Consider the following 17,536-nt stretch of genomic DNA (forward strand, 5'->3'; position numbering starts at 1 on the left):
CTCGTCGGCGTCGCACTGAATGCCGCCTCACAAATCTCGATCCAGACGGAACACGGCGTCACATCCGCGCTCAGCATCGCCTTCGATGCCTCCTACACCCACATGTACGCGCCGGTACGCGACGGCACATCAAGGGTGCCCTCGAGGCAGGCGCGACCATGGAGGAAATCATGGAGGTGCTGAAGCGCTGCGTTGTTCAAGGCGTGCAAGCCTGCAATCTCGGCGTGCCGATCCTTGCCGATGAATTGGAGCGGCGGCGGCGAATTGGTGCAGAACCTTGATTGGTGCCTCAAAGTCGGAGACCGGCCAATGCACGACCAACAACTCGCTCATATCAAGGAGAAGGGCGTCGCGGAGGCGCGGAAGCTGTTCTGGATTGTTCTCTACCTTTGGGTTCTGCTCGGCCTATTTGCCGTTCACAGATCAATCGTCCTGAACCAGCAAAGCCTGCTGTATCATCAGGGCTTTGCCTTAATCAATGCGTTGGTGCTGGCCAAGATCATGTTCGTCGCAGAGGCGTTTAACGTCGCCGAAGACATGAAGCACAGGCCACTGATCTATCCGATCGTATACAAGTCGGCCGTGTATGCCGTGATCTTGATGTCCTTTCACGTGGTTGAGGATACTCTCGTGGGCCTGTGGCGCGGCAAGGCGCTCGGCGAAAGCATCGCTGCATTAGGCGGAGGAAGGCCGGAGGAAATGCTTGTCGTCACGCTGATCATGTTCGTGGTCCTAATGCCGTTCTTCGCGTTGAGGGAGGTCGGCAGGGACATTGGCGACGACAAATTGTACGAGCAGTTCTTCGTACGGAGAACGAAATACGTCCCAATGCAATCCTAGCGAAGCTGATCCGCAGGACGTCTTCACCCCACGTCGGACGCATCCGGAACGCACCCCTTGCATCGGCCGATCGGCTGCCGTCCGCGAGGCGACCGAACATGTTTGGGTCCGAACCGGATCTCGCGTGTTCAGCGTTCTTGGTGCGTTCGCTGCGCGATTCTGGCTAAGTATTTGATTTTTATGGCAGGAGTGGCAGGGCTCGAACCTGCGACCCCCGGTTTTGGAGACCGGTGCTCTACCAATTGAGCTACACTCCTGCAGGGAACCAGCGTGGCCGCCGGTTCGCGCCGTTTCAAGCACAGGGCATGGCCGGTTTGCAAGGGCGAAGCAGCGAAGCTCCTGTTCATTGCAAAACTTCTGCGCCACAGTTCGGCCATCACGCCACGTCGGCACCGCGCCGCAAGAATCAAGAACCCAAGAATCCAGAACCGGGAGAGACCATGAACGCCCAGACCGCCGCCAAGCATGCCGCCAGCCAGATCACCCCGTCCCTCCCCCTCGTCAAGCCCGAATCGATCGGGCTGTCGCGCGCGCGGCTGCAGGCGCTGTCCGACACCTTCAAGCGCGAGGTCGACAAGGGAACCGCGCCGGGCTTCACGGTGCTGGTGGCGCGGCGCGGCCAGATCGGCTGGTTCGACGCGATCGGCCGGCAAAGCCCGGCCGCCGCTGCGCCGATGGCGCACGACACGATCTTCCGCATCTTCTCGATGACCAAGCCGATCGTCTCGGTCGGCATCATGCAGCTGCTCGAGGACGGCCACTTCCTGCTCAACGACCCCGTCGCGAAGTTCATCCCCGAATTCGCCGAGACCAAGGTCGGCGTCGAGCACAACGGCAAGCTGGAGCTGGTCCCGGTGCAGCGGCAGATGACGATCCAGGACCTGCTGCGCCACACGTCGGGCTTGACGTATGACCACACCGGCAACGGCCCGGTGCAGCAGTTCTACAAGCAGTCGCGGCTGCGCAGCCGCAAGATCACCAATGCCGAGCACGCCACCATGCTGGCCGCCATGCCGCTGGTCTGCCAGCCCGGCGCCGAATGGAACTACAGCCGTTCCACCGACATCCTCGGCCGCATCATCGAAGTCGTCAGCGGCCAGACGCTCGGCGCTTTCCTCACCGAGCGCATCCTCTCGCCGCTGCAGATGAACGAGACTGCCTTCCACACGCCGGAAGCCAATGCCGGCCGGCTCGCCGAGGCCTTTGCCAACGATCCCTGGACCAACGAGAAGGTGCAGCTGTTCAATATGCTGGAGAAGCCGGCGATGGAATCCGGCGGCGGTGGACTGGTTTCGACCACGATGGACTATGCCCGCTTCGCACAAATGCTACTCAATGGCGGCGCGCTCGACGGCACCAGGATCATCGGACGCAAGACGCTGGAATTCATGGCGTCCGATCACCTCGGCGCAGGCGTTAAGGTTCAGGGCACGCTGGTGTCGCCCGGCCACAGCTTCGGGCTCGGCTTCGCGGTGCGCATGCAGCAGGGTGTCGCGCCGTTCTCCGGCTCGGTCGGCCAGTACTTCTGGAGCGGCATGGCCGGCACGTTCTTCTGGATCGATCCGCGCGAAGACCTCATCGCGGTATTCATGATGCAGGGTCCGGGCCAGCGCGAATACACCCGCTCGCTGGTCCGCAACGGGGTGTATGCGGCGGTGGAGTGAGGCTGCGCGCCACTCCTTCTCCGTCATGCCCGGCCTAGTACCGGGCATCCACGTCTTTGAGGCCACGAAGGAAGACGTGGATGGCCGGGACAAGCCCGGCCATGACGACAACCGCCTTCAGCAACGCGCGTCAGCTGATCGTCGCGCCGCCGTCGATCACGATGGTCTGCCCGGTCATGAAGTCGCCGGCGCGCGAGCCCATGAACACGGCGGCGCCGGCGATCTCGTCGGGCACGCCGATGCGCAGCAGCGGCGAGCGCGCGGTCGAAGCCTTCAGCGTGTCCGGATTGTCCCACAGCGCCTTGGCGAAGTCGGTCTTGATCAGGCCGGGCGCAATGCAGTTCACGCGGATATTGTGCTTGCCGTATTCGCAGGCGAGGTTGCGCGCGAGCTGCATGTCGGCGGCCTTCGAGATCGCGTAGGCGCCGAGCACGGTCGAGCCCTTGAGGCCGCCGATCGAGGACACGATGATGATCGAGCCGTCCTTGCGCTCGATCATCTGCGGCACCACCATCGAGATCAGCCAGTTGTTGGCGACGATGTTGTTGTCGAGGATTTTTCTGAACTGATCGTCGGAGATGCCGGCGAGCGGGCCATAGTAGGGGTTGGATGCCGCGTTGCAGACCAGCACGTCGATCTTGCCGAAGGCGCGGTTGCTCTCGTCGACCAGGTTCTGCAGGTTTTCCTTCGACGAGATGTTGGCCGCGATCGCAACCGCAGTGCCCTTGCCGAACTTGCCGTTGATGTCGCCCGCAACCTGCTCACAGACGTCGGCCTTGCGCGAGGAGATCACGACCTTGGCGCCGTGCTCGGCCATGCGCTCGGCAATGGCGAGCCCGATGCCGCGCGTCGAGCCGGTGATGACGGCGACTTTTCCCTTCATGTCGAACAAGGTCATGTTTCTCTCCCTGATGTGAGGTGCTTAAATTCTGTGTCGAGCTTAGGCAGCGATCCGGTGTTGCGATAGCGGCAATCACGCAAGCTTGCTCGCCGGCCTGACTTCGGGTCCGGACGGTTGATGCATCGCGGCGTGGCGTGGATCGGCGATCCAGGGCTGCTGGTTCACCATCGGCAGCCGCCAGGTCGATAGGCCGATGCCGGCGATGTGATCGAGCCGCGTCACCGAGACATTGTCGATGTCGAACGACAGACCCCGGTCAGGCTGGCCGCCGAGCGCGAGACCGACTGCAGCCCGGATCACGCCGCCATGACCGACCGCGATGATATTCTTGCCCGGCTCCGCAGCCGTGATCCGCACGATGGTGCGGCAGACCCGCGTATAGAGATCCATGAAACTCTCGCCGCCGGGCGCGGGCTCGTTGACGTCGGCAAACCAGCTTCGGCCGGGAGGCTGGCTCGCGAGCAGCGCGGCGCGGTTCATGCCCTGCCACCGTCCGAGATGCTGCTCGGCGAAGTCGCGTTCCTGCTTCATCTCGGCCGGCCTCGGAAAACCCGCGGCCCAGATCGCTTCAGCGGTCTTGTGCGTGCGCTTCAAATTGCTCGAATACCACACCGCGTCGCGCGGCAGCATTTTTGCGACCGCTTCGAACACCTCGACGTCGCCGGTGTCGCAGTCGATGTCCTCTTGCCCGTAGATGTTGCCGCCGTCGCTGCGCACCGGCGCGTGGCGAACCCACCACCACCGCGTCACGGTCACGTCAGGCCTGTCTGGATTGGACATCGGATGAGCCCTTCAATACTGTCCCCCCGTCGCTGTACGTCACGCCGCACATCGTCTCAAGTGCTTCGGACGTTTGAAATTTTGTTTGAATTCCGTCGCGCGGCAGACGCGCCAGGAATCACTCGAACTAACCATGTGAACAGGGAGAAAAACCATGGGCCGCCTCGAAGGCAAATCCGTCATCATCACCGGCGCCGGAAGCGGCATCGGCCGCGCCGCCTCGCTGCTGTTCACCAAAGAAGGCGCCAAGCTGATCGCGGTCGACCGCACCGATGGGGTCAACGAGACCGCCAAGCTGGTGCGTGACGCCGGCGGCACCGTCGAGGCCGTCACCGCCGACGCCGGCTCGGAGAGCGACGTGAAGGCCTTCATCGACAAGGCGCTGTCGAAGTACGGCAAGCTCGACGCGATTTGGGCCAATGCCGGCGTCAGCGGCGGCCTCGTGCCGCTCGCCGACCAGACCCCGGAACATTGGCAGGAAGTGCTGCGCGTCAACCTGATCGGCCCGTTCCTCGCGATCAAACATTCAATCCCGCACATGACCAAGCAGGGCTCCGGTTCGATCGTCTGCACCGCCTCCGTTGCGGGCCTGAAGTCCGGCGCCAGCGGCCATCCCTACGGCGCGAGCAAGGCCGGCGTCATCAGCCTGGTGCAGACCACCGCATACTCGCTCTCCGGCACCGGCGTACGCATCAACGCGATCTGTCCTGGCCTGATCGAGACCGGCATGACCAAGCCGGTGTTCGATCGCGCCAAGGAGCGCGGCACCCAGGACAAGATCGGCCAGCTCAATCCCTTGAAGCGGCCCGGCCAGCCGCACGAGCTCGCCGCGATGGGATTGTTCCTGGCAAGCGACGAGGCGTCCTACGTCAACGGCCAGGCCATCCCGGTCGACGGCGGTCTCACCGCGTCGATGCCGTATACGGGCAAGCCGATTTGACAACGGCATTCGCCGTTCGCGGTGCCGCGTGTTCGTATGGCGCAACGGCGGCACCACACCCACAACTGTCGTCCCGGCGAAGGCCGGGACCAAAGGGGTGTGTTGTTGGTAACAGGCCATGGCCCCGGCGTCACGCAACAATTCGCATTTGTGGTAATGCGCCCGGCCTTCGCCGGGACGACGCTGAATGTGTTGCACGGGCCGCGAGCCACACTTCTGATAAAGCGAAGCACGCCGTTCGCTACCCCGGCAACAAGCTCCGCTCCCTCGCCGGCGAATGGTCCACCTGAGCCAACAGCCGATCATCGATCTGCCCGACCATCGGGCCGTGCTCGGCAAGGGTGACCCGCTTGATCTCGCTCCATTCGGGATCGGCCATGAAGGCTGCCCATTGCGCGATCTTGGTCGCCCTCGTCTGGCCATTCGAGCAGGTACACGAACTCGGTGCGGTCACCGAATTTCGTTTCCCACATGCTGGCGAATTTGAACCCGTAGCGCCCCGTCATGATCCGCGCCGCGTGATCGCGGAACCGGGCGTGAAACGCGGCCTTGTTGTTTTCGAAGATTTCGTAGATGCGCAGCTGCTGGATCATGGCGATCTGCCCGCCGTTACATGGGGCTACGGATGTCGCCTCACAACGTCCGGCAACGGTCCGAATATTGCTTGGCCCCGGCAGGCAAACCAGCTGTTATACTTTGCTGGCAGGATTGGCGGCACATCTGCAATTCCCTGCACACTCCCTCGCACACGAACAGGCAATGCAAAACCAACGCCCCGACCGCATCCGCAAGCTCTTGGCCGACCTCGTCGCGTTCGACACCGTCAGCGACCGCAGCAACCTGCCCCTGATCGACTACATCGAGCGCTACCTCGGCTCGCTTGGAGTCAGCGGACAGCGCATCGTCGATGAAACCGGACAAAAGTCCTCGCTGTGGGTCACGGTCGGCCCCGAAGACAAGCCCGGGCTGGTGCTGTCAGGGCATACCGATGTCGTGCCGGTCGCGGGACAGGACTGGAGCCGCAACCCGTTCGAGCTCGTCGAGCGGAACGGCCGGCTATACGGCCGCGGCACCACCGACATGAAGGGCTTTGTCGCGGTCTGTCTCGCGATGGTTCCGGAAATGCTCGCGGCCGATCTGAAGACGCCGATCAACCTAGCGATCTCCTATGACGAGGAGATCGGTTGCGTCGGCGTCCGCCCGATGCTGCGCGAGATCGCACGCAAGCTGATCAAGCCGCTCGGCTGTTTCGTCGGCGAGCCGACCCAGATGCAGGTGATCATCGGCCACAAGGGCAAGCACGGCGTGCGCGCCACCTTCCGCGGACTCGCCCGCCACTCCTCGATCGCGCCCGACGGCGTCAATGCCATCGAACATGCGGCCGACCTGATCACCGAAATCCGCCGCCGCGCTGCGCTACTTGCCGCGGATGCCGAACGCGACAGCCTCTATGACGTCCCGCATTCGACGCTGCTCACCAGCATCGTGCATGGCGGCGCCGCGCTGAACATCGTGCCCGACAGTTGCGTGGTGGAATTCGAATGCCGCGGCATCGGCATCGCCGAATCCAGAGAAGTGACGGACGCGATCATCGCCTGGGCCAAGGCCGAGATCGAGCCGGCCATGCGCAAGCGGCATCCCGAATGCGGCATCGATTTCGAGGAGATCCTCGATTACCCCGCGCTCGACACCGCGGCCGACGCGCCGATCGTCACGCTCGCCAAGCAGCTCGCCGGCCGCAACGACCACGCCAAGGTCGCGTTCGGCACCGAAGCCAGCCTGTTCGTCAGCATGGCGGATGTGCCGTCGGTCGTGGTCGGCCCCGGCGCAATCGCGCAGGCGCACACGCCGGATGAGTTCGTCGAGATGTCGCAGCTCGAGGCTTGCGGAGACTTCGTCGCCCGGCTGATCGCGCATTGCGCGAAGTGATACTCTCATGCGTAGGGCGTGAAACGGAGCCCGGGTATGTCGACCGAGAAAGAACAACAGCAAGGCGGATTGGCGGAAACCTTCCGCGTCGCCGTGCAGGCGCTGATCATCGCGCTGGTGATCCGCACCTTCCTGTTCCAGTCCTTCAACATTCCGTCCGAGTCGATGGAATCGACGCTGCTGGTCGGCGACTACCTGTTTCTCTCGAAATACAGCTACGGATACACGCACTACTCCCTGCCGTTCTCGCCGCGGCTGTTCTCGGGCCGCATCTTCGGCTCCGAGCCCAAGCCGGGTGACGTGGTGGTGTTCCGGCTGCCGAGCGACGACTCCGTTGATTTCATCAAGCGCGTGATCGGCCTGCCTGGCGATCGCATTCAAATGATCGACGGGCAGCTTTACATCAACGGCACCGCGGTCAAGCGCGAGCGGGTCGACGACTATGTCGATCGCGACGAGGGGCCGCGCCCGGTCCGCGTCAAACGCTGGCGCGAGACCCTGCCGAACGGGGTCAGCTACGACACGCTCGATCGCATCGAGCGGTCCGAATACGACAACACACAGGTCTATGTGGTGCCGCCGGGGAATTTCTTCGCAATGGGCGACAACCGCGACAACTCGGCCGACAGCCGCGTGCCCCCGGCTCGCGGCGGCGTCGGTTACGTGCCGTTCGAGAACCTGATCGGGCAAGCCAAGGTGATCTTCTTCTCGATCGGCAATGATGCGCCGGCATGGCAGGTATGGCGCTGGCCGACCTCGGTGCGCTGGAACCGGCTGTTCACGGGCATTCATTGATGTTCAGTACGTAGGACGGGTTGGTTAACCGACTACGTCCGCCGCGGCTCAACGGGCGAAGGCAGCAGACGGAACCCGCCGGACCTGCCCGGCGGTGCCATCGGCGGATTAGGCCTTTGGCTAATCCGCCCTACAATCTTACAACCCGTCCGGCGGCAGCCCCGGTCCGGTGGCCGCCGGGCGGAGCTTGTCGCGCTGGCGCTCGCGGTAGAAGGCATAGAGGCCGGAGGCGACGATGATCGCGGCGCCCGCGAGCATCGCACCGTCAGGCTTGTGGCCGAAGGCGAGATAGCCGGTCAGCATCGCCCATGGCAGCGCGGTGTAGCGAAACGGCGCCACCGCCGAGATGTCGCCGGTGCGCAGCGACACGATGATGCATTGATAACCGATCAGGATCAGCACCGCGGCGAATGTGAGCAGGCCGAGCGCTTGGCCGGATGGCGGCTTCCAGCCGCCGAGCGGCACAAGGACGACGGCACCTGCCGTCGTCACCGTCACGGTGGTGAGCAAGGTGATGAACACGGTCGGCAACTGTTTCGGGATGCGGCGGGTGGCGAGATCGCGCACCGCGCAGAAGCCGACCGACGCCAGCGCCAGCAGCGCAGGCTGGCTAAAACCCTCCGCGCCAGGCCGGACGATGACCAGCACGCCGATGAAGCCAGCGGCGATCGCAAGCCAACGCCGCCAGCCGACCGGCTCGCCGAACACCAGCGCCGCGCCCAGCGTGATGACGAGCGGCAGCGCCTGGAAGATCGCCGATGCATTGGCGAGCGGGATCTGCGAAATCGCCGACAGATAGGTCAGCGTGCCGCCGATCTCGCCCAGGACGCGCAGTCCCACCGGCCAGATCAGCAGCGCACTGAAGCTGCGCAGCGCGTCACGGTACCAGGCGAGCGCCGCGACCAGCACCATCGCGACCAGGCCGCGGACCAGCAGGACCTCGCCGATGTTGAGCTCCGCCGACACCGCCTTGGTGATGGTGTCGTTGACAGTGAAGCTGGCCATGGCCGCAGCCATGAACAGGCTGCCGCGAAGATTCGGGGAAAGGGTCAAAGTGAAAATGTCCGATCAGGACCAGGGCGGGCGTCGACCGGACTGACTTGCCAAGACGGCGCGGCGAACTCAAGTCACAGATGGCTACAATGCGGAAATGCCGCAGCTTCTCGCAGAAGCGGCGCGAACCCTGGGGATCGCGCCGCGATTTCGTATCAGGTTGCGCCGGCCTTCTGCGCGTATTCCCATGACGCCTTCGACAACGGCACGGTGCGCGCGGCCGATTCGAGGGCCTTGGCATTAGCGGCGGTGCCGTCGCGGACGCGGCCCGCAATGCCCTGCGTGATGCCGGCGAGGCGGAACAGATTGTAGGAGAAGTACCAGTTGAGATCCGGCACGGCCATGCCGGTGACGTTGCAGTAGATCTGCGCGGCCTCGTCCTGGCTTGGAATGTTCAACGCCTTGAGGTCGGCATTGGCGAGGCCCGGCATGGTCCACTGCATCAACAGATAGGTGAAATCGGCCATGGGATCGCCGAGCGTCGACAATTCCCAGTCGAGCACCGCCTGCACCCGCGGCTCGGTGGCATGGAAGATCATGTTGTCGAGGCGATAGTCGCCGTGCACAACCGAGACGCGCTTCTGCTCCGGCACCGTCTTCGGCAGCCATTCGGCGAGCTTCTCGAACTCGGGAATGTGCTGCGTTTCGGACGCGCGGTACTGCTTGGTCCAGCGGTCGACCTGGCGCGCAAAATAATTGCCGGGCTTGCCGAAATCGCCAAGGCCGATCTTCTCGGGATCGAGGACGTGCAGCTTCGCCAGGGTCTCGATCTTGCTGGTGAAGATCTTGCGGCGCGCGTCGGGCTGCTGGCTCGGCAGCGTCGGGTCCCAGAACACCCGCCCCTCCTCCATCGACATGATGTAGAAGGCCGAGCCGATCACCGCATCGTCGGTGCACAGCGCGTAGGCTTTCGCGACCGGAAAATTCTGCTTGCCGAGCGCCGCAATCACGCGGAACTCGCGATCGACCGCATGGGCCGACGGCAACAGTTTACCGAACGGCCGGCGGCGCATCACGTAATTGCGGCCGGGGGTCTCGAGCTTGTAGGTCGGGTTGGACTGACCACCCTTGAACTGCAGGACCTTGAGCGGGCCCTGGTAGCCCTCAACGTGTTGCTGCATCCAGGCCGAGAGATTCGCCTCGTTGATACGATGGCGCTCCTCGACTTCCCTTGTGCCGGAAAATTCTTCGTCTTTCCTGACGCCGTCCGCCACGATGACGCTCCCTCAATTCAGTTCTTGGGGAGCGCCGTCTGACGCTCCTTCAATCAGGCTGGCACGCCAGCCTGATCTCTCTTTTTCATTCTGAGCACGATGTCAGCACGAACGCCATGCGTTCCGCGTCATGCTCAGTGCGACGTGTTTGCATACTTCCGAAGTTCAAGTCTGGCAATGGCGCGATTGTGCACCTCGTCCGGACCGTCGGCGAGACGGAGCGTGCGGATATGGGCATAGGCCTTGGCAAGCCCGGCGTCGTCGGAGACGCCGCCGCCGCCAAAAGCCTGGATTGCCTGGTCGATGATCTTCAGCGCCATGTTTGGAGCTGCAACCTTGATCATCGCGATCTCGGCCTGCGCGGTCTTGTTGCCGACCTTGTCCATCATATCAGCGGCCTTGAGGCACAGCAGGCGATTCATCTCGATGTCGGTGCGGGCCTCGCCGATGCGCTGTTCCCAGACCGAATGCTCGATGATCTTCTTGCCGAACGCGGTGCGCGAGGCGAGCCGCTTCACCATCTTCTCCAGCGCCTCCTCGGCCTGGCCGATGGTGCGCATGCAGTGATGGATGCGGCCCGGGCCGAGCCGGCCCTGCGCGATCTCGAAGCCGCGGCCCTCGCCGAGCAGGATGTTCTCCTTCGGCACGCGGACGTTTTCGAGCAACACCTGGGCGTGGCCGTGCGGGGCATCGTCGAAGCCGAACACCGGCAGCATCTTCTCGACCTTGATACCGGGAGTGTCGAGCGGCACCAGAATCTGCGACTGCTGTTGATGCTTGGCGGCGTTGAAATCGGTCTTGCCCATCAGGATGGCGATCTTGCAGCGCGGATCGCCGACGCCCGACGACCACCATTTGCGGCCGTTGATCACGTAGTGATCGCCGTCCTTCTCGATGCGGGTCTCGATGTTGGTGGCGTCAGAGGACGCGACCGCCGGCTCGGTCATCAGGAAGGCCGAGCGGATCTCGCCGTCCATCAGCGGACGCAGCCATTTGCGCTTCTGCTCCTTGGTACCGTAGCGGATGAACACTTCCATGTTGCCGGTATCCGGAGCCGAGCAGTTGAAGACCTCGGACGCCCAGGAGATGCGGCCCATCTCTTCCGACAGCAGCGCGTATTCGAGATTGGTCAGTCCCGCGCCGTGGAATTCGTCGTCCTCATGCGAGGACGGCGGCATGAACATGTTCCAGAGGCCTTCGGCCTTCGCCTTCTTCTTCAGATCCTCGAGGATCGGGATCACCTTCCAGCGCGGGCCTTCAGCATCCTGCTTTTCATAGATCGGCACGGCGGGGCGGACATGCGTTTTCATGAACGCCTGAACCCGCTCAAGCCATTCCTTCTGCCTGGCCGACATCGTGAAATCCATGGGACGCTCCTCGTTTCCTAGACTTGGGCCGCACATCTGGGCCGTGAACTTGAACCTGAACTTGGGCTGTGGCCTCTTGGGCAACATTGTTGACCCCACCTCCCGCGGCTCGCAAGGGCGTTCGCGAAAATGGCGGCGGTGGTGTGCCAGGACGCCGCCCCGCGATCTGCGGATTGACATTTCCGGCTCTTCAAACGATAGTTTCATACAAATGTTTGAAAAGCAACTCCCCGTCGTCTTCGTCATTCCGCGGCGCCCCGCAGAATAACGGAAAGGCTCACAGCCATGGCCAGCGACCAGACCCGATCCGCTATTCTCGCCGCCGCCGAGCGGCTCTATGCCGACCGCGGCTTCGGCGACGTCACGTTGCGCGACATCGTCGCGGAGGCGAACGTCAACCTCGCGGCGGTGAACTATCATTTCGGCTCCAAGGACGAATTGATCGCGGAGCTGTTCGTCACCCGCAGCATCCAGACCAACCGCGAACGTCTCAACGAGCTGAAGGCCGCGGAAGAGAAAGGCGGCGGACGCGCCTCGATCGAAGACATCATGCGCGCCCTCGTCGGCCCCACCCTGCGCGGCTGCCTCGGACCGGACCGCGAGGGCTCGACCGCGGCGCGTTTCATGATCCGCGCCTCGATCGAATCCGTACCGCCGATCCGCCGCATCAAGAACCGCGAGGTCGATCATTTGCGCAAATTCGCCGCCGCGATGCGCCGCGCGATGCCTGGACGCGACGACGCCGAGCTGTATTGGGGCCTGCACTTCGCGCTCGCGATGGCGCATCACACCATCCGCGAGAAGGAACGCCTGCTGCGGCTGTCGGAAGGCAAATGCGACCTCGACGACGTCCGCGCCATCATCGATCGCGTGGTCACGGTCTCGGTGATGGCGCTGACGATGAACGACGTGCCGAGCAAGCCGGCGCTGCGGCCGGTGGTGGTACACGGCCGCCTGACGCGCCAGGATTTGTAAGGGGCCCTGCCCTACACCATCGCAATGCAGTCGATCTCGATGTCGAACGGCCCGGTCCATTCCGGGATGCAGACGAAGATCCGCGCCGGCAGATCATCCGCGAAATATCGCCGGTAGATCGCGTTGAAGGTGGCGAAGTGTTTTGCCGAGGTGCAGAAGATGTTGCACTTCATCACGTTGTCGAACGAGGCGCCGGCAGCCTCGAGGCACTGCCTGAGCTGCTCCATCACCAGCTCGCTCTGCCGCTCGATCGAGGCGCCGGTAGCGATCTCCCCGGTTGACGGATCGAACGGCGGCAGGCCGGAGACGAAGATCATGTTGCCGGCCCGCGTCACTGCCGACGCCGGCGCCTTCCAGCGCTCCAGCCAGCTCGAGATCGGCTCGACGCGGATCACTTCCCGTTTCATCATTGGCACCTTTCGATAGAGGATCGATGGCGCCAATCTAACAGGCCGATGTCAATGATGCTTCGATGCCAGTCGAAGTGTTACTGCAGCCACACTCTATCACCGTGACCCTGAGGAGCGCGCTCTTGCGCGCGTCTCGAAGGGTCGACGGCCACCAGCCGGGCCGATTCATCCTTCGAGACGCGGCCGAGAGGCCGCTCCTCAGGATGACGGGGAAAGGTCGCTGCGCGCGGCTACAAAATCCCCTGCGCCTTCAGTCCCTCGACCTTGGCGTCGTCGTAGCCGATGGTCGCCAGCACGTCCTTGGTGTCGGCGCCGAGCAGCGGCGGGGCGCGGTAATCGGTGATCGGGGTGCCCGAGAAGGTCAGCGCGTTGCGGATCAGCGACAGGTTCGGCTCGAAGGGATGATCGACCTTCACCCGCATGCCGCGCGACTGCACGTGCGGATCGCTGAACACCTGCTCGAAATTGTTGATCGGGCCGGACGGCACGCCGGCCTCCTCGAGTTTCTCCAGCCAGTACGCGACCGGATGCTTCAGGAACAGGCCGGCAAAGATCGCCATGATCTCCTTGCCGTGCACGACGCGGTCGTTGTTCTTGATGAAGCGCTTGTCATTGGCGAGCTCGGGCTCGCCGAGCACGGCGCAGGTGCGCTGAAACTGGCCGTCATTGCCGACCACCAGCATCAGCTCGCCGTCGGTGCAACGGAACACGCCGGCCGGCATGCCGCCATTGCCCCAGGTGCCGCGGCGCGGCGGCATGGTGCCGTTGACGAGGTAGATCTGCAGCCAGTGCGACAGCGAGGCGATCACGGTATCGAACAGGCAGACGTCGACATGCTGCCCTTCGCCGTTGTTGGCATCGCGATGGTACAGCGCCGACAGGATTCCGATCGAGGTGTTCATGCCGGTCATGTAGTCGACGATCGAGGGGCCGACCTTCATCGGGCCGGCGCCGGGCTCACCGTCGATATGGCCGGTCACGCTCATCAGGCCGCCCATAGCCTGCAGGATCGCGTCGTAGCCGGCGCGCGTGGCGTACGGGCCAGTCTGGCCGAAGCCGGTCACCGAGCAATAGATGATGCCGGGATTGAGCTGCTTGATAGTGTCGTAGTCGAGGCCGTAGCGCTTGAGGTCGCCGACCTTGTAGTTCTCCATCATCACGTCGACCGACTTGGCGAGTTCGCGGATAATCGCCTGTCCTTCGGGCTTGGCGATATTGACGGTGACTGACTTCTTGTTGCGGTTGGCGCAGAGGTAGAACGAGTTGTTGTTGTTCGCCTTGCCTTCGGGATCCTTGAGATAGGGCGGGCCAAAGGCGCGGGCGTCGTCGCCGCCGCCGGGCCGCTCGATCTTGATCACCTCGGCGCCGAGATCCGCCAGCATCTGGGCCGACAGCGGGCCCGCGAGCACCCGCGTCAAATCGAGAACCTTGATGCCCGAAAGTGGCAGAGCCGACATGAACGTTCCTCCGATATCCTTGCAAAATCTTGATTATGCGGCGCCGGACCAAAGTCCTGCGGGCGCCAGAGCTTGCCGATACACCATTTTGCTGCCGCGAGCACTGCATTGTCGGCATGAAGCCATCCGCGGGCGGCCTATGTGCCGCGATCGGGCGGGAACCGGCCGCGAGAATCGAGCCGATTGCCGCCACGCGAAATTGTGAAGATCGCCGACACCGACTTGTCTCAACGCCAGCGGTATCCTGCCGCGACGAGGAGGACTTCATGCGGACGATCACGAGGGTTGGCCTGCTGCTGGCGCTGGTTACGGCTGCGATGCCGCCGGCCGACGCGCGCGGCCACGGTCATGGCGGCGGGCACAGCCACGGCATCCATGCCGGCGGCGGAAGTCGTGGCGGCGGATTTGCCGCCGACAGGCGCCACGCCGACGACCCCTACACCAAGGCGGCCGCCGACGAGGAGGACCGCCTGCTCAACAGCAAGCTCAAGAGCATCTGCCGCGGCTGCTAGTCTCGCTCAGGCCGATCATGGACTCAGGACGCGACGGCCTGCCGCGGCTGCGCGGTGACGCCAATCAGCTTGCTGATCTCAGGCTTGCAGCCGCCGCAATTGGTGCCGGCCTTCAGGCAGCGGCCAATCGCATCAATGCTGTCGGCGCCCTTCCTGATCTCGGCGGCGATCTGGTGCCGTCCGACGCTGAAGCAGGAGCAGACGATCGGACCGACGTCCTCGCCGGCGCCGGACGGCCGTCCGGCGAGCAGCGCCATTCTCGCATTCGGCGACAACTGCCGTTCCGCAAACAGCCCGGTCAGCCAGGCCCGCGACGGCAGCGTGTGATCCGGCGCGATGAAGACGCAGCCCTCGAGCCGGCCGTCGCGCACCGCGGCGTAGCGGAAGCGGCCCGCAGCCGGATCGCGATAGGCGATCCATTCGATCTCGACGCCGTCGAGGCCGAGTTGCGCCTGCGCCCAGTCGCGCCAGCTCTCCGGGCGAACATCCAGCGCAAGCTCCAGCCGCGTGCAATCGCCGGCCTTGCCGTGGACCCAGTAGCCGCTTGCCGGACGCTTGATCGCACCGCGGCTCAGGATGAAGGCGTGCCATTTCGGCGTGTAAGGATCGGCCTTGACCGGCGTGTGCTTGGATTCCGGCTGGCCGGACAGCGGATCGACCGCCGGATTGACCAGCGCGTTGACGCGGCCCTCGCCGGCGAACTCCTCGTTCCAGTGCATGGGTACGAACACGCAGCCGCGGCGCTGGTCGGCGCTGACCACGACGCGCGCGATCATCTCGCCCCAGCTGCTGGTCAGCCGCACCAGGCCTTCGTTCGGCAGCCCGGCCTGCATCGCGTCCTCGGGGTGGAATTCGGCACAGGGCTCGAAGATGTGCGACAGCAGCCGTCCGGTCTTTCCGGTCCGGGTCATGGTGTGCCACTGATCTCTGATCCGACCGGTGTTGAGCAGCAGCGGATAGTCACGGCTGGTGGCATTGCGCGCCGCGCGCGGCGCGACCGGCACAAAGCGCGCCTTGCGGTCGGGCGTGAAGAATGTCTGGCTTTCGAACATCCGCGGCGTGCCGGCCGGATGCTGCGATGTCACCGGCCACTGCACCGGCGCCAGCGCGTCATAAGCGGCGTCGTCGAGCGCGGCCAGCGCCGAGATGTCGAAATCGCGCTTGCCGTTGTTCTCGAAGCCAGATAGTTCGGCGTGCTCACGGAACACCTCGACGACCGAGGCATAATCGAAGCCGGGATATCCCATGCGCACGGCGACGTCGCAGATGATGCGCCAGTCGGCGCGCGCCTCGCCTGGCGCCGGCAGGAACGGCCGTTGCCGCGAGATCCGCCGCTCGGAATTGGTGACGGTGCCGTCCTTCTCGCCCCACGCCAGCGCCGGCAGCAGCACGTCGGCATGGCGCGTGGTGTCGGTGTCGCGCGTGCAATCCGTCACCACGACGAGCTCGCAGGCGTCGAGCGCGGCGCGCGCGCGGTCGGCATCGGGCAGGCTGACCACCGGATTGGTCGAGATGATCCACACCGCCTTGATGCGGCCATCGGCGATCGCGTCGAACATGTCGACCGCCTTCAGTCCGCCCTTCTCCGCAATCACAGGCGCGCGCCAGAACCGCTGCACCAGCTCGCGATGCGCCGGATTCTCGATTTCCATATGCGCGGCGAGTTGGTTGGCGAGCCCGCCGACCTCGCGGCCGCCCATCGCGTTGGGCTGCCCGGTCAGCGAGAACGGCCCCATGCCGGGACGGCCGATGCGCCCGGTCAACAGATGGCAATTGATGATGGCGTTGACCTTGTCGACGCCGCTCGACGACTGGTTGATGCCTTGCGAATACAGCGTGACGACGCGCTCCGTGCGGGTGAACCAGTCGAAGAACAGTCCGACCGCACCTTCGCTGAGCCCACACGTCGCAGCGGTCTGCGCCAGGGTCTGGCCGGCCACCTGCTTGAGGGCGTCGACGATCCCCGTCGTGCGATTGCCGACAAAGCCGCGATCGACCGCATTGCTGCCAGCGAGGAACGCGAACAGGCCATTGAACAGCACGGCATCGCTGCCGGAGCGCAGCGGCAGATGCAGATCGGCGCCCTCACAGGTCGCGGTGCGGCGCGGATCGATCACCACGATCTTGCACGCCGGGTTCTTCTCTTTTGCCGCCAGCATGCGCTGGTACAGGATCGGATGGCACCAGGCGGCGTTGGAGCCGACCAGCACCAGCAGGTCGGCCTGCTCAAGATCCTCGTAGCAGCCCGGCACGGTGTCGCTGCCGAACGCACGCTTGTGCCCCGCGACGCTGGAGGCCATGCACAGCCGCGAATTGGTGTCGATATTGGCGGTGCCGACAAAGCCCTTGGCGAGCTTGTTGATGACGTAATAGTCCTCGGTCAGGAGCTGGCCGGAAACATAGAAGGCGATCGCGTCAGGCCCGTGCTCGCGAATAACGCGACTGAAGCCATCGGCGACGCGATCGAGCGCGTCGTCCCACGCGGCGGGCGCGCCGTCGATCATCGGCTCTAGCAGTCGCCCGTCGAGATCGACGGTTTCGGCGAGCGCCGAGCCCTTGCTGCACAGCCGGCCAAAATTGGCCGGATGCTGCTTGTCGCCCTCGACCTGGACCGCGCCCGCCGCGTCCCTGGACGCGATGACGCCACACCCGACACCGCAATAAGGACACGTGGTCTTGACGGACATTGCCTGACCTGA

16 protein-coding genes and 1 tRNA gene are annotated in these 17,536 nt (G+C 64.3%); 7 read left to right on the forward strand and 10 right to left on the reverse strand.

The features are described from left to right. The first annotated feature begins 309 nt into the window (after positions 1 to 309). Complete coding sequence (locus tag AKN83_RS22350) at positions 310 to 840, forward strand: hypothetical protein (RefSeq protein ID WP_050402233.1); 531 nt, start codon at positions 310 to 312, stop codon at positions 838 to 840. A gap of 181 nt (positions 841 to 1,021) precedes the next feature. On the opposite strand, the gene AKN83_RS22355 is transcribed toward AKN83_RS22350, so the two are convergent. Further along, positions 1,022 to 1,097 (reverse strand) — tRNA-Trp (locus AKN83_RS22355). A 183-nt stretch (positions 1,098 to 1,280) separates the two neighbouring features. Between AKN83_RS22355 and AKN83_RS22360 the strand changes: the two genes are divergently transcribed. Further along, entirely contained in the window at positions 1,281 to 2,504 is a 1,224-nt protein-coding gene (locus tag AKN83_RS22360; RefSeq protein ID WP_050402232.1) for a serine hydrolase domain-containing protein, read from the forward strand. Between the two features lie 130 nt (positions 2,505 to 2,634). Here AKN83_RS22360 and AKN83_RS22365 read toward each other — a convergent pair whose 3' ends face one another. Beyond that, a complete protein-coding gene (locus AKN83_RS22365) occupies positions 2,635 to 3,402 on the reverse strand; it encodes an SDR family NAD(P)-dependent oxidoreductase (RefSeq protein ID WP_050402231.1) in 768 nt (255 codons plus the stop codon). 75 nt (positions 3,403 to 3,477) lie between these two features. Beyond that, a complete protein-coding gene (locus AKN83_RS22370) occupies positions 3,478 to 4,185 on the reverse strand; it encodes a histidine phosphatase family protein (RefSeq protein ID WP_050402230.1) in 708 nt (235 codons plus the stop codon). A 154-nt stretch (positions 4,186 to 4,339) separates the two neighbouring features. Between AKN83_RS22370 and AKN83_RS22375 the strand changes: the two genes are divergently transcribed. Continuing rightward, positions 4,340 to 5,125, forward strand: a complete 786-nt coding sequence (locus tag AKN83_RS22375) for an SDR family NAD(P)-dependent oxidoreductase (protein WP_050402229.1) — start codon at positions 4,340 to 4,342, stop codon at positions 5,123 to 5,125. A 302-nt stretch (positions 5,126 to 5,427) separates the two neighbouring features. On the opposite strand, the gene AKN83_RS22380 is transcribed toward AKN83_RS22375, so the two are convergent. Beyond that, positions 5,428 to 5,718: a hypothetical protein gene (locus AKN83_RS22380; protein ID WP_244522043.1), complete on the reverse strand. Its 291-nt coding sequence runs from the start codon at positions 5,716 to 5,718 to the stop codon at positions 5,428 to 5,430. A 166-nt stretch (positions 5,719 to 5,884) separates the two neighbouring features. Between AKN83_RS22380 and argE the strand changes: the two genes are divergently transcribed. Next, positions 5,885 to 7,054, forward strand: coding sequence for an acetylornithine deacetylase (gene argE, locus AKN83_RS22385; protein ID WP_050402228.1), 1,170 nt, complete (start codon positions 5,885 to 5,887; stop codon positions 7,052 to 7,054). Positions 7,055 to 7,090: 36 nt separating this feature from the next. Continuing rightward, the gene (gene lepB, locus AKN83_RS22390; RefSeq protein ID WP_050402227.1) at positions 7,091 to 7,849 is read left to right on the forward strand and encodes a signal peptidase I; all 759 of its coding nucleotides are present in this window, start codon (positions 7,091 to 7,093) and stop codon (positions 7,847 to 7,849) included. A gap of 138 nt (positions 7,850 to 7,987) precedes the next feature. On the opposite strand, the gene AKN83_RS22395 is transcribed toward lepB, so the two are convergent. From AKN83_RS22395 to AKN83_RS22405, 3 genes are all read right to left on the reverse strand, one after another. Beyond that, positions 7,988 to 8,902 carry a DMT family transporter gene (locus AKN83_RS22395; protein WP_050402226.1) on the reverse strand — a complete coding sequence of 305 codons (915 nt, stop codon included), beginning with the start codon at positions 8,900 to 8,902 and terminating at the stop codon, positions 7,988 to 7,990. A 155-nt stretch (positions 8,903 to 9,057) separates the two neighbouring features. Then, complete coding sequence (locus tag AKN83_RS22400; RefSeq protein ID WP_050402225.1) at positions 9,058 to 10,116, reverse strand: phosphotransferase family protein; 1,059 nt, start codon at positions 10,114 to 10,116, stop codon at positions 9,058 to 9,060. A 134-nt stretch (positions 10,117 to 10,250) separates the two neighbouring features. Beyond that, complete coding sequence (locus AKN83_RS22405; protein WP_050402224.1) at positions 10,251 to 11,483, reverse strand: acyl-CoA dehydrogenase family protein; 1,233 nt, start codon at positions 11,481 to 11,483, stop codon at positions 10,251 to 10,253. 285 nt (positions 11,484 to 11,768) lie between these two features. Between AKN83_RS22405 and AKN83_RS22410 the strand changes: the two genes are divergently transcribed. Continuing rightward, entirely contained in the window at positions 11,769 to 12,458 is a 690-nt protein-coding gene (locus tag AKN83_RS22410) for a TetR/AcrR family transcriptional regulator (RefSeq protein ID WP_050402223.1), read from the forward strand. Positions 12,459 to 12,469: 11 nt separating this feature from the next. Here AKN83_RS22410 and AKN83_RS22415 read toward each other — a convergent pair whose 3' ends face one another. Both AKN83_RS22415 and AKN83_RS22420 read right to left on the reverse strand, forming a co-directional pair. Next, complete coding sequence (locus AKN83_RS22415) at positions 12,470 to 12,865, reverse strand: Rid family hydrolase (RefSeq protein WP_050402293.1); 396 nt, start codon at positions 12,863 to 12,865, stop codon at positions 12,470 to 12,472. 233 nt (positions 12,866 to 13,098) lie between these two features. After that, positions 13,099 to 14,325, reverse strand: coding sequence for a CaiB/BaiF CoA transferase family protein (locus AKN83_RS22420; RefSeq protein WP_050402222.1), 1,227 nt, complete (start codon positions 14,323 to 14,325; stop codon positions 13,099 to 13,101). 266 nt (positions 14,326 to 14,591) lie between these two features. On the opposite strand from AKN83_RS22420, the gene AKN83_RS22425 reads away from it, so the two are divergent. Continuing rightward, entirely contained in the window at positions 14,592 to 14,837 is a 246-nt protein-coding gene (locus AKN83_RS22425; protein ID WP_050402221.1) for a hypothetical protein, read from the forward strand. 23 nt (positions 14,838 to 14,860) lie between these two features. On the opposite strand, the gene AKN83_RS22430 is transcribed toward AKN83_RS22425, so the two are convergent. After that, positions 14,861 to 17,524 carry a nitrate reductase gene (locus tag AKN83_RS22430; protein WP_063695464.1) on the reverse strand — a complete coding sequence of 888 codons (2,664 nt, stop codon included), beginning with the start codon at positions 17,522 to 17,524 and terminating at the stop codon, positions 14,861 to 14,863. Positions 17,525 to 17,536 lie beyond the last annotated feature (12 nt).

Origin of the sequence: Bradyrhizobium embrapense (assembly GCF_001189235.2) — a bacterium.
Classification (GTDB): Bacteria; Pseudomonadota; Alphaproteobacteria; order Rhizobiales; family Xanthobacteraceae; genus Bradyrhizobium; species Bradyrhizobium embrapense.

Coding starts and splice junctions, on each gene's coding strand:
- AKN83_RS22370 (WP_050402230.1), bottom strand. CDS start 4,185: ATGTCCAATCCAGACAGGCCTGACGTGACCGTGACGCGGTGGTGGTGG.
- AKN83_RS22380 (WP_244522043.1), bottom strand. CDS start 5,718: ATGATCCAGCAGCTGCGCATCTACGAAATCTTCGAAAACAACAAGGCC.
- argE (WP_050402228.1), top strand. CDS start 5,885: ATGCAAAACCAACGCCCCGACCGCATCCGCAAGCTCTTGGCCGACCTC.
- AKN83_RS22405 (WP_050402224.1), bottom strand. CDS start 11,483: ATGGATTTCACGATGTCGGCCAGGCAGAAGGAATGGCTTGAGCGGGTT.
- AKN83_RS22415 (WP_050402293.1), bottom strand. CDS start 12,865: ATGAAACGGGAAGTGATCCGCGTCGAGCCGATCTCGAGCTGGCTGGAG.
- AKN83_RS22420 (WP_050402222.1), bottom strand. CDS start 14,325: ATGTCGGCTCTGCCACTTTCGGGCATCAAGGTTCTCGATTTGACGCGG.
- AKN83_RS22350 (WP_050402233.1), top strand. CDS start 310: ATGCACGACCAACAACTCGCTCATATCAAGGAGAAGGGCGTCGCGGAG.
- AKN83_RS22410 (WP_050402223.1), top strand. CDS start 11,769: ATGGCCAGCGACCAGACCCGATCCGCTATTCTCGCCGCCGCCGAGCGG.
- lepB (WP_050402227.1), top strand. CDS start 7,091: ATGTCGACCGAGAAAGAACAACAGCAAGGCGGATTGGCGGAAACCTTC.
- AKN83_RS22360 (WP_050402232.1), top strand. CDS start 1,281: ATGAACGCCCAGACCGCCGCCAAGCATGCCGCCAGCCAGATCACCCCG.
- AKN83_RS22425 (WP_050402221.1), top strand. CDS start 14,592: ATGCGGACGATCACGAGGGTTGGCCTGCTGCTGGCGCTGGTTACGGCT.
- AKN83_RS22375 (WP_050402229.1), top strand. CDS start 4,340: ATGGGCCGCCTCGAAGGCAAATCCGTCATCATCACCGGCGCCGGAAGC.
- AKN83_RS22365 (WP_050402231.1), bottom strand. CDS start 3,402: ATGACCTTGTTCGACATGAAGGGAAAAGTCGCCGTCATCACCGGCTCG.
- AKN83_RS22430 (WP_063695464.1), bottom strand. CDS start 17,524: ATGTCCGTCAAGACCACGTGTCCTTATTGCGGTGTCGGGTGTGGCGTC.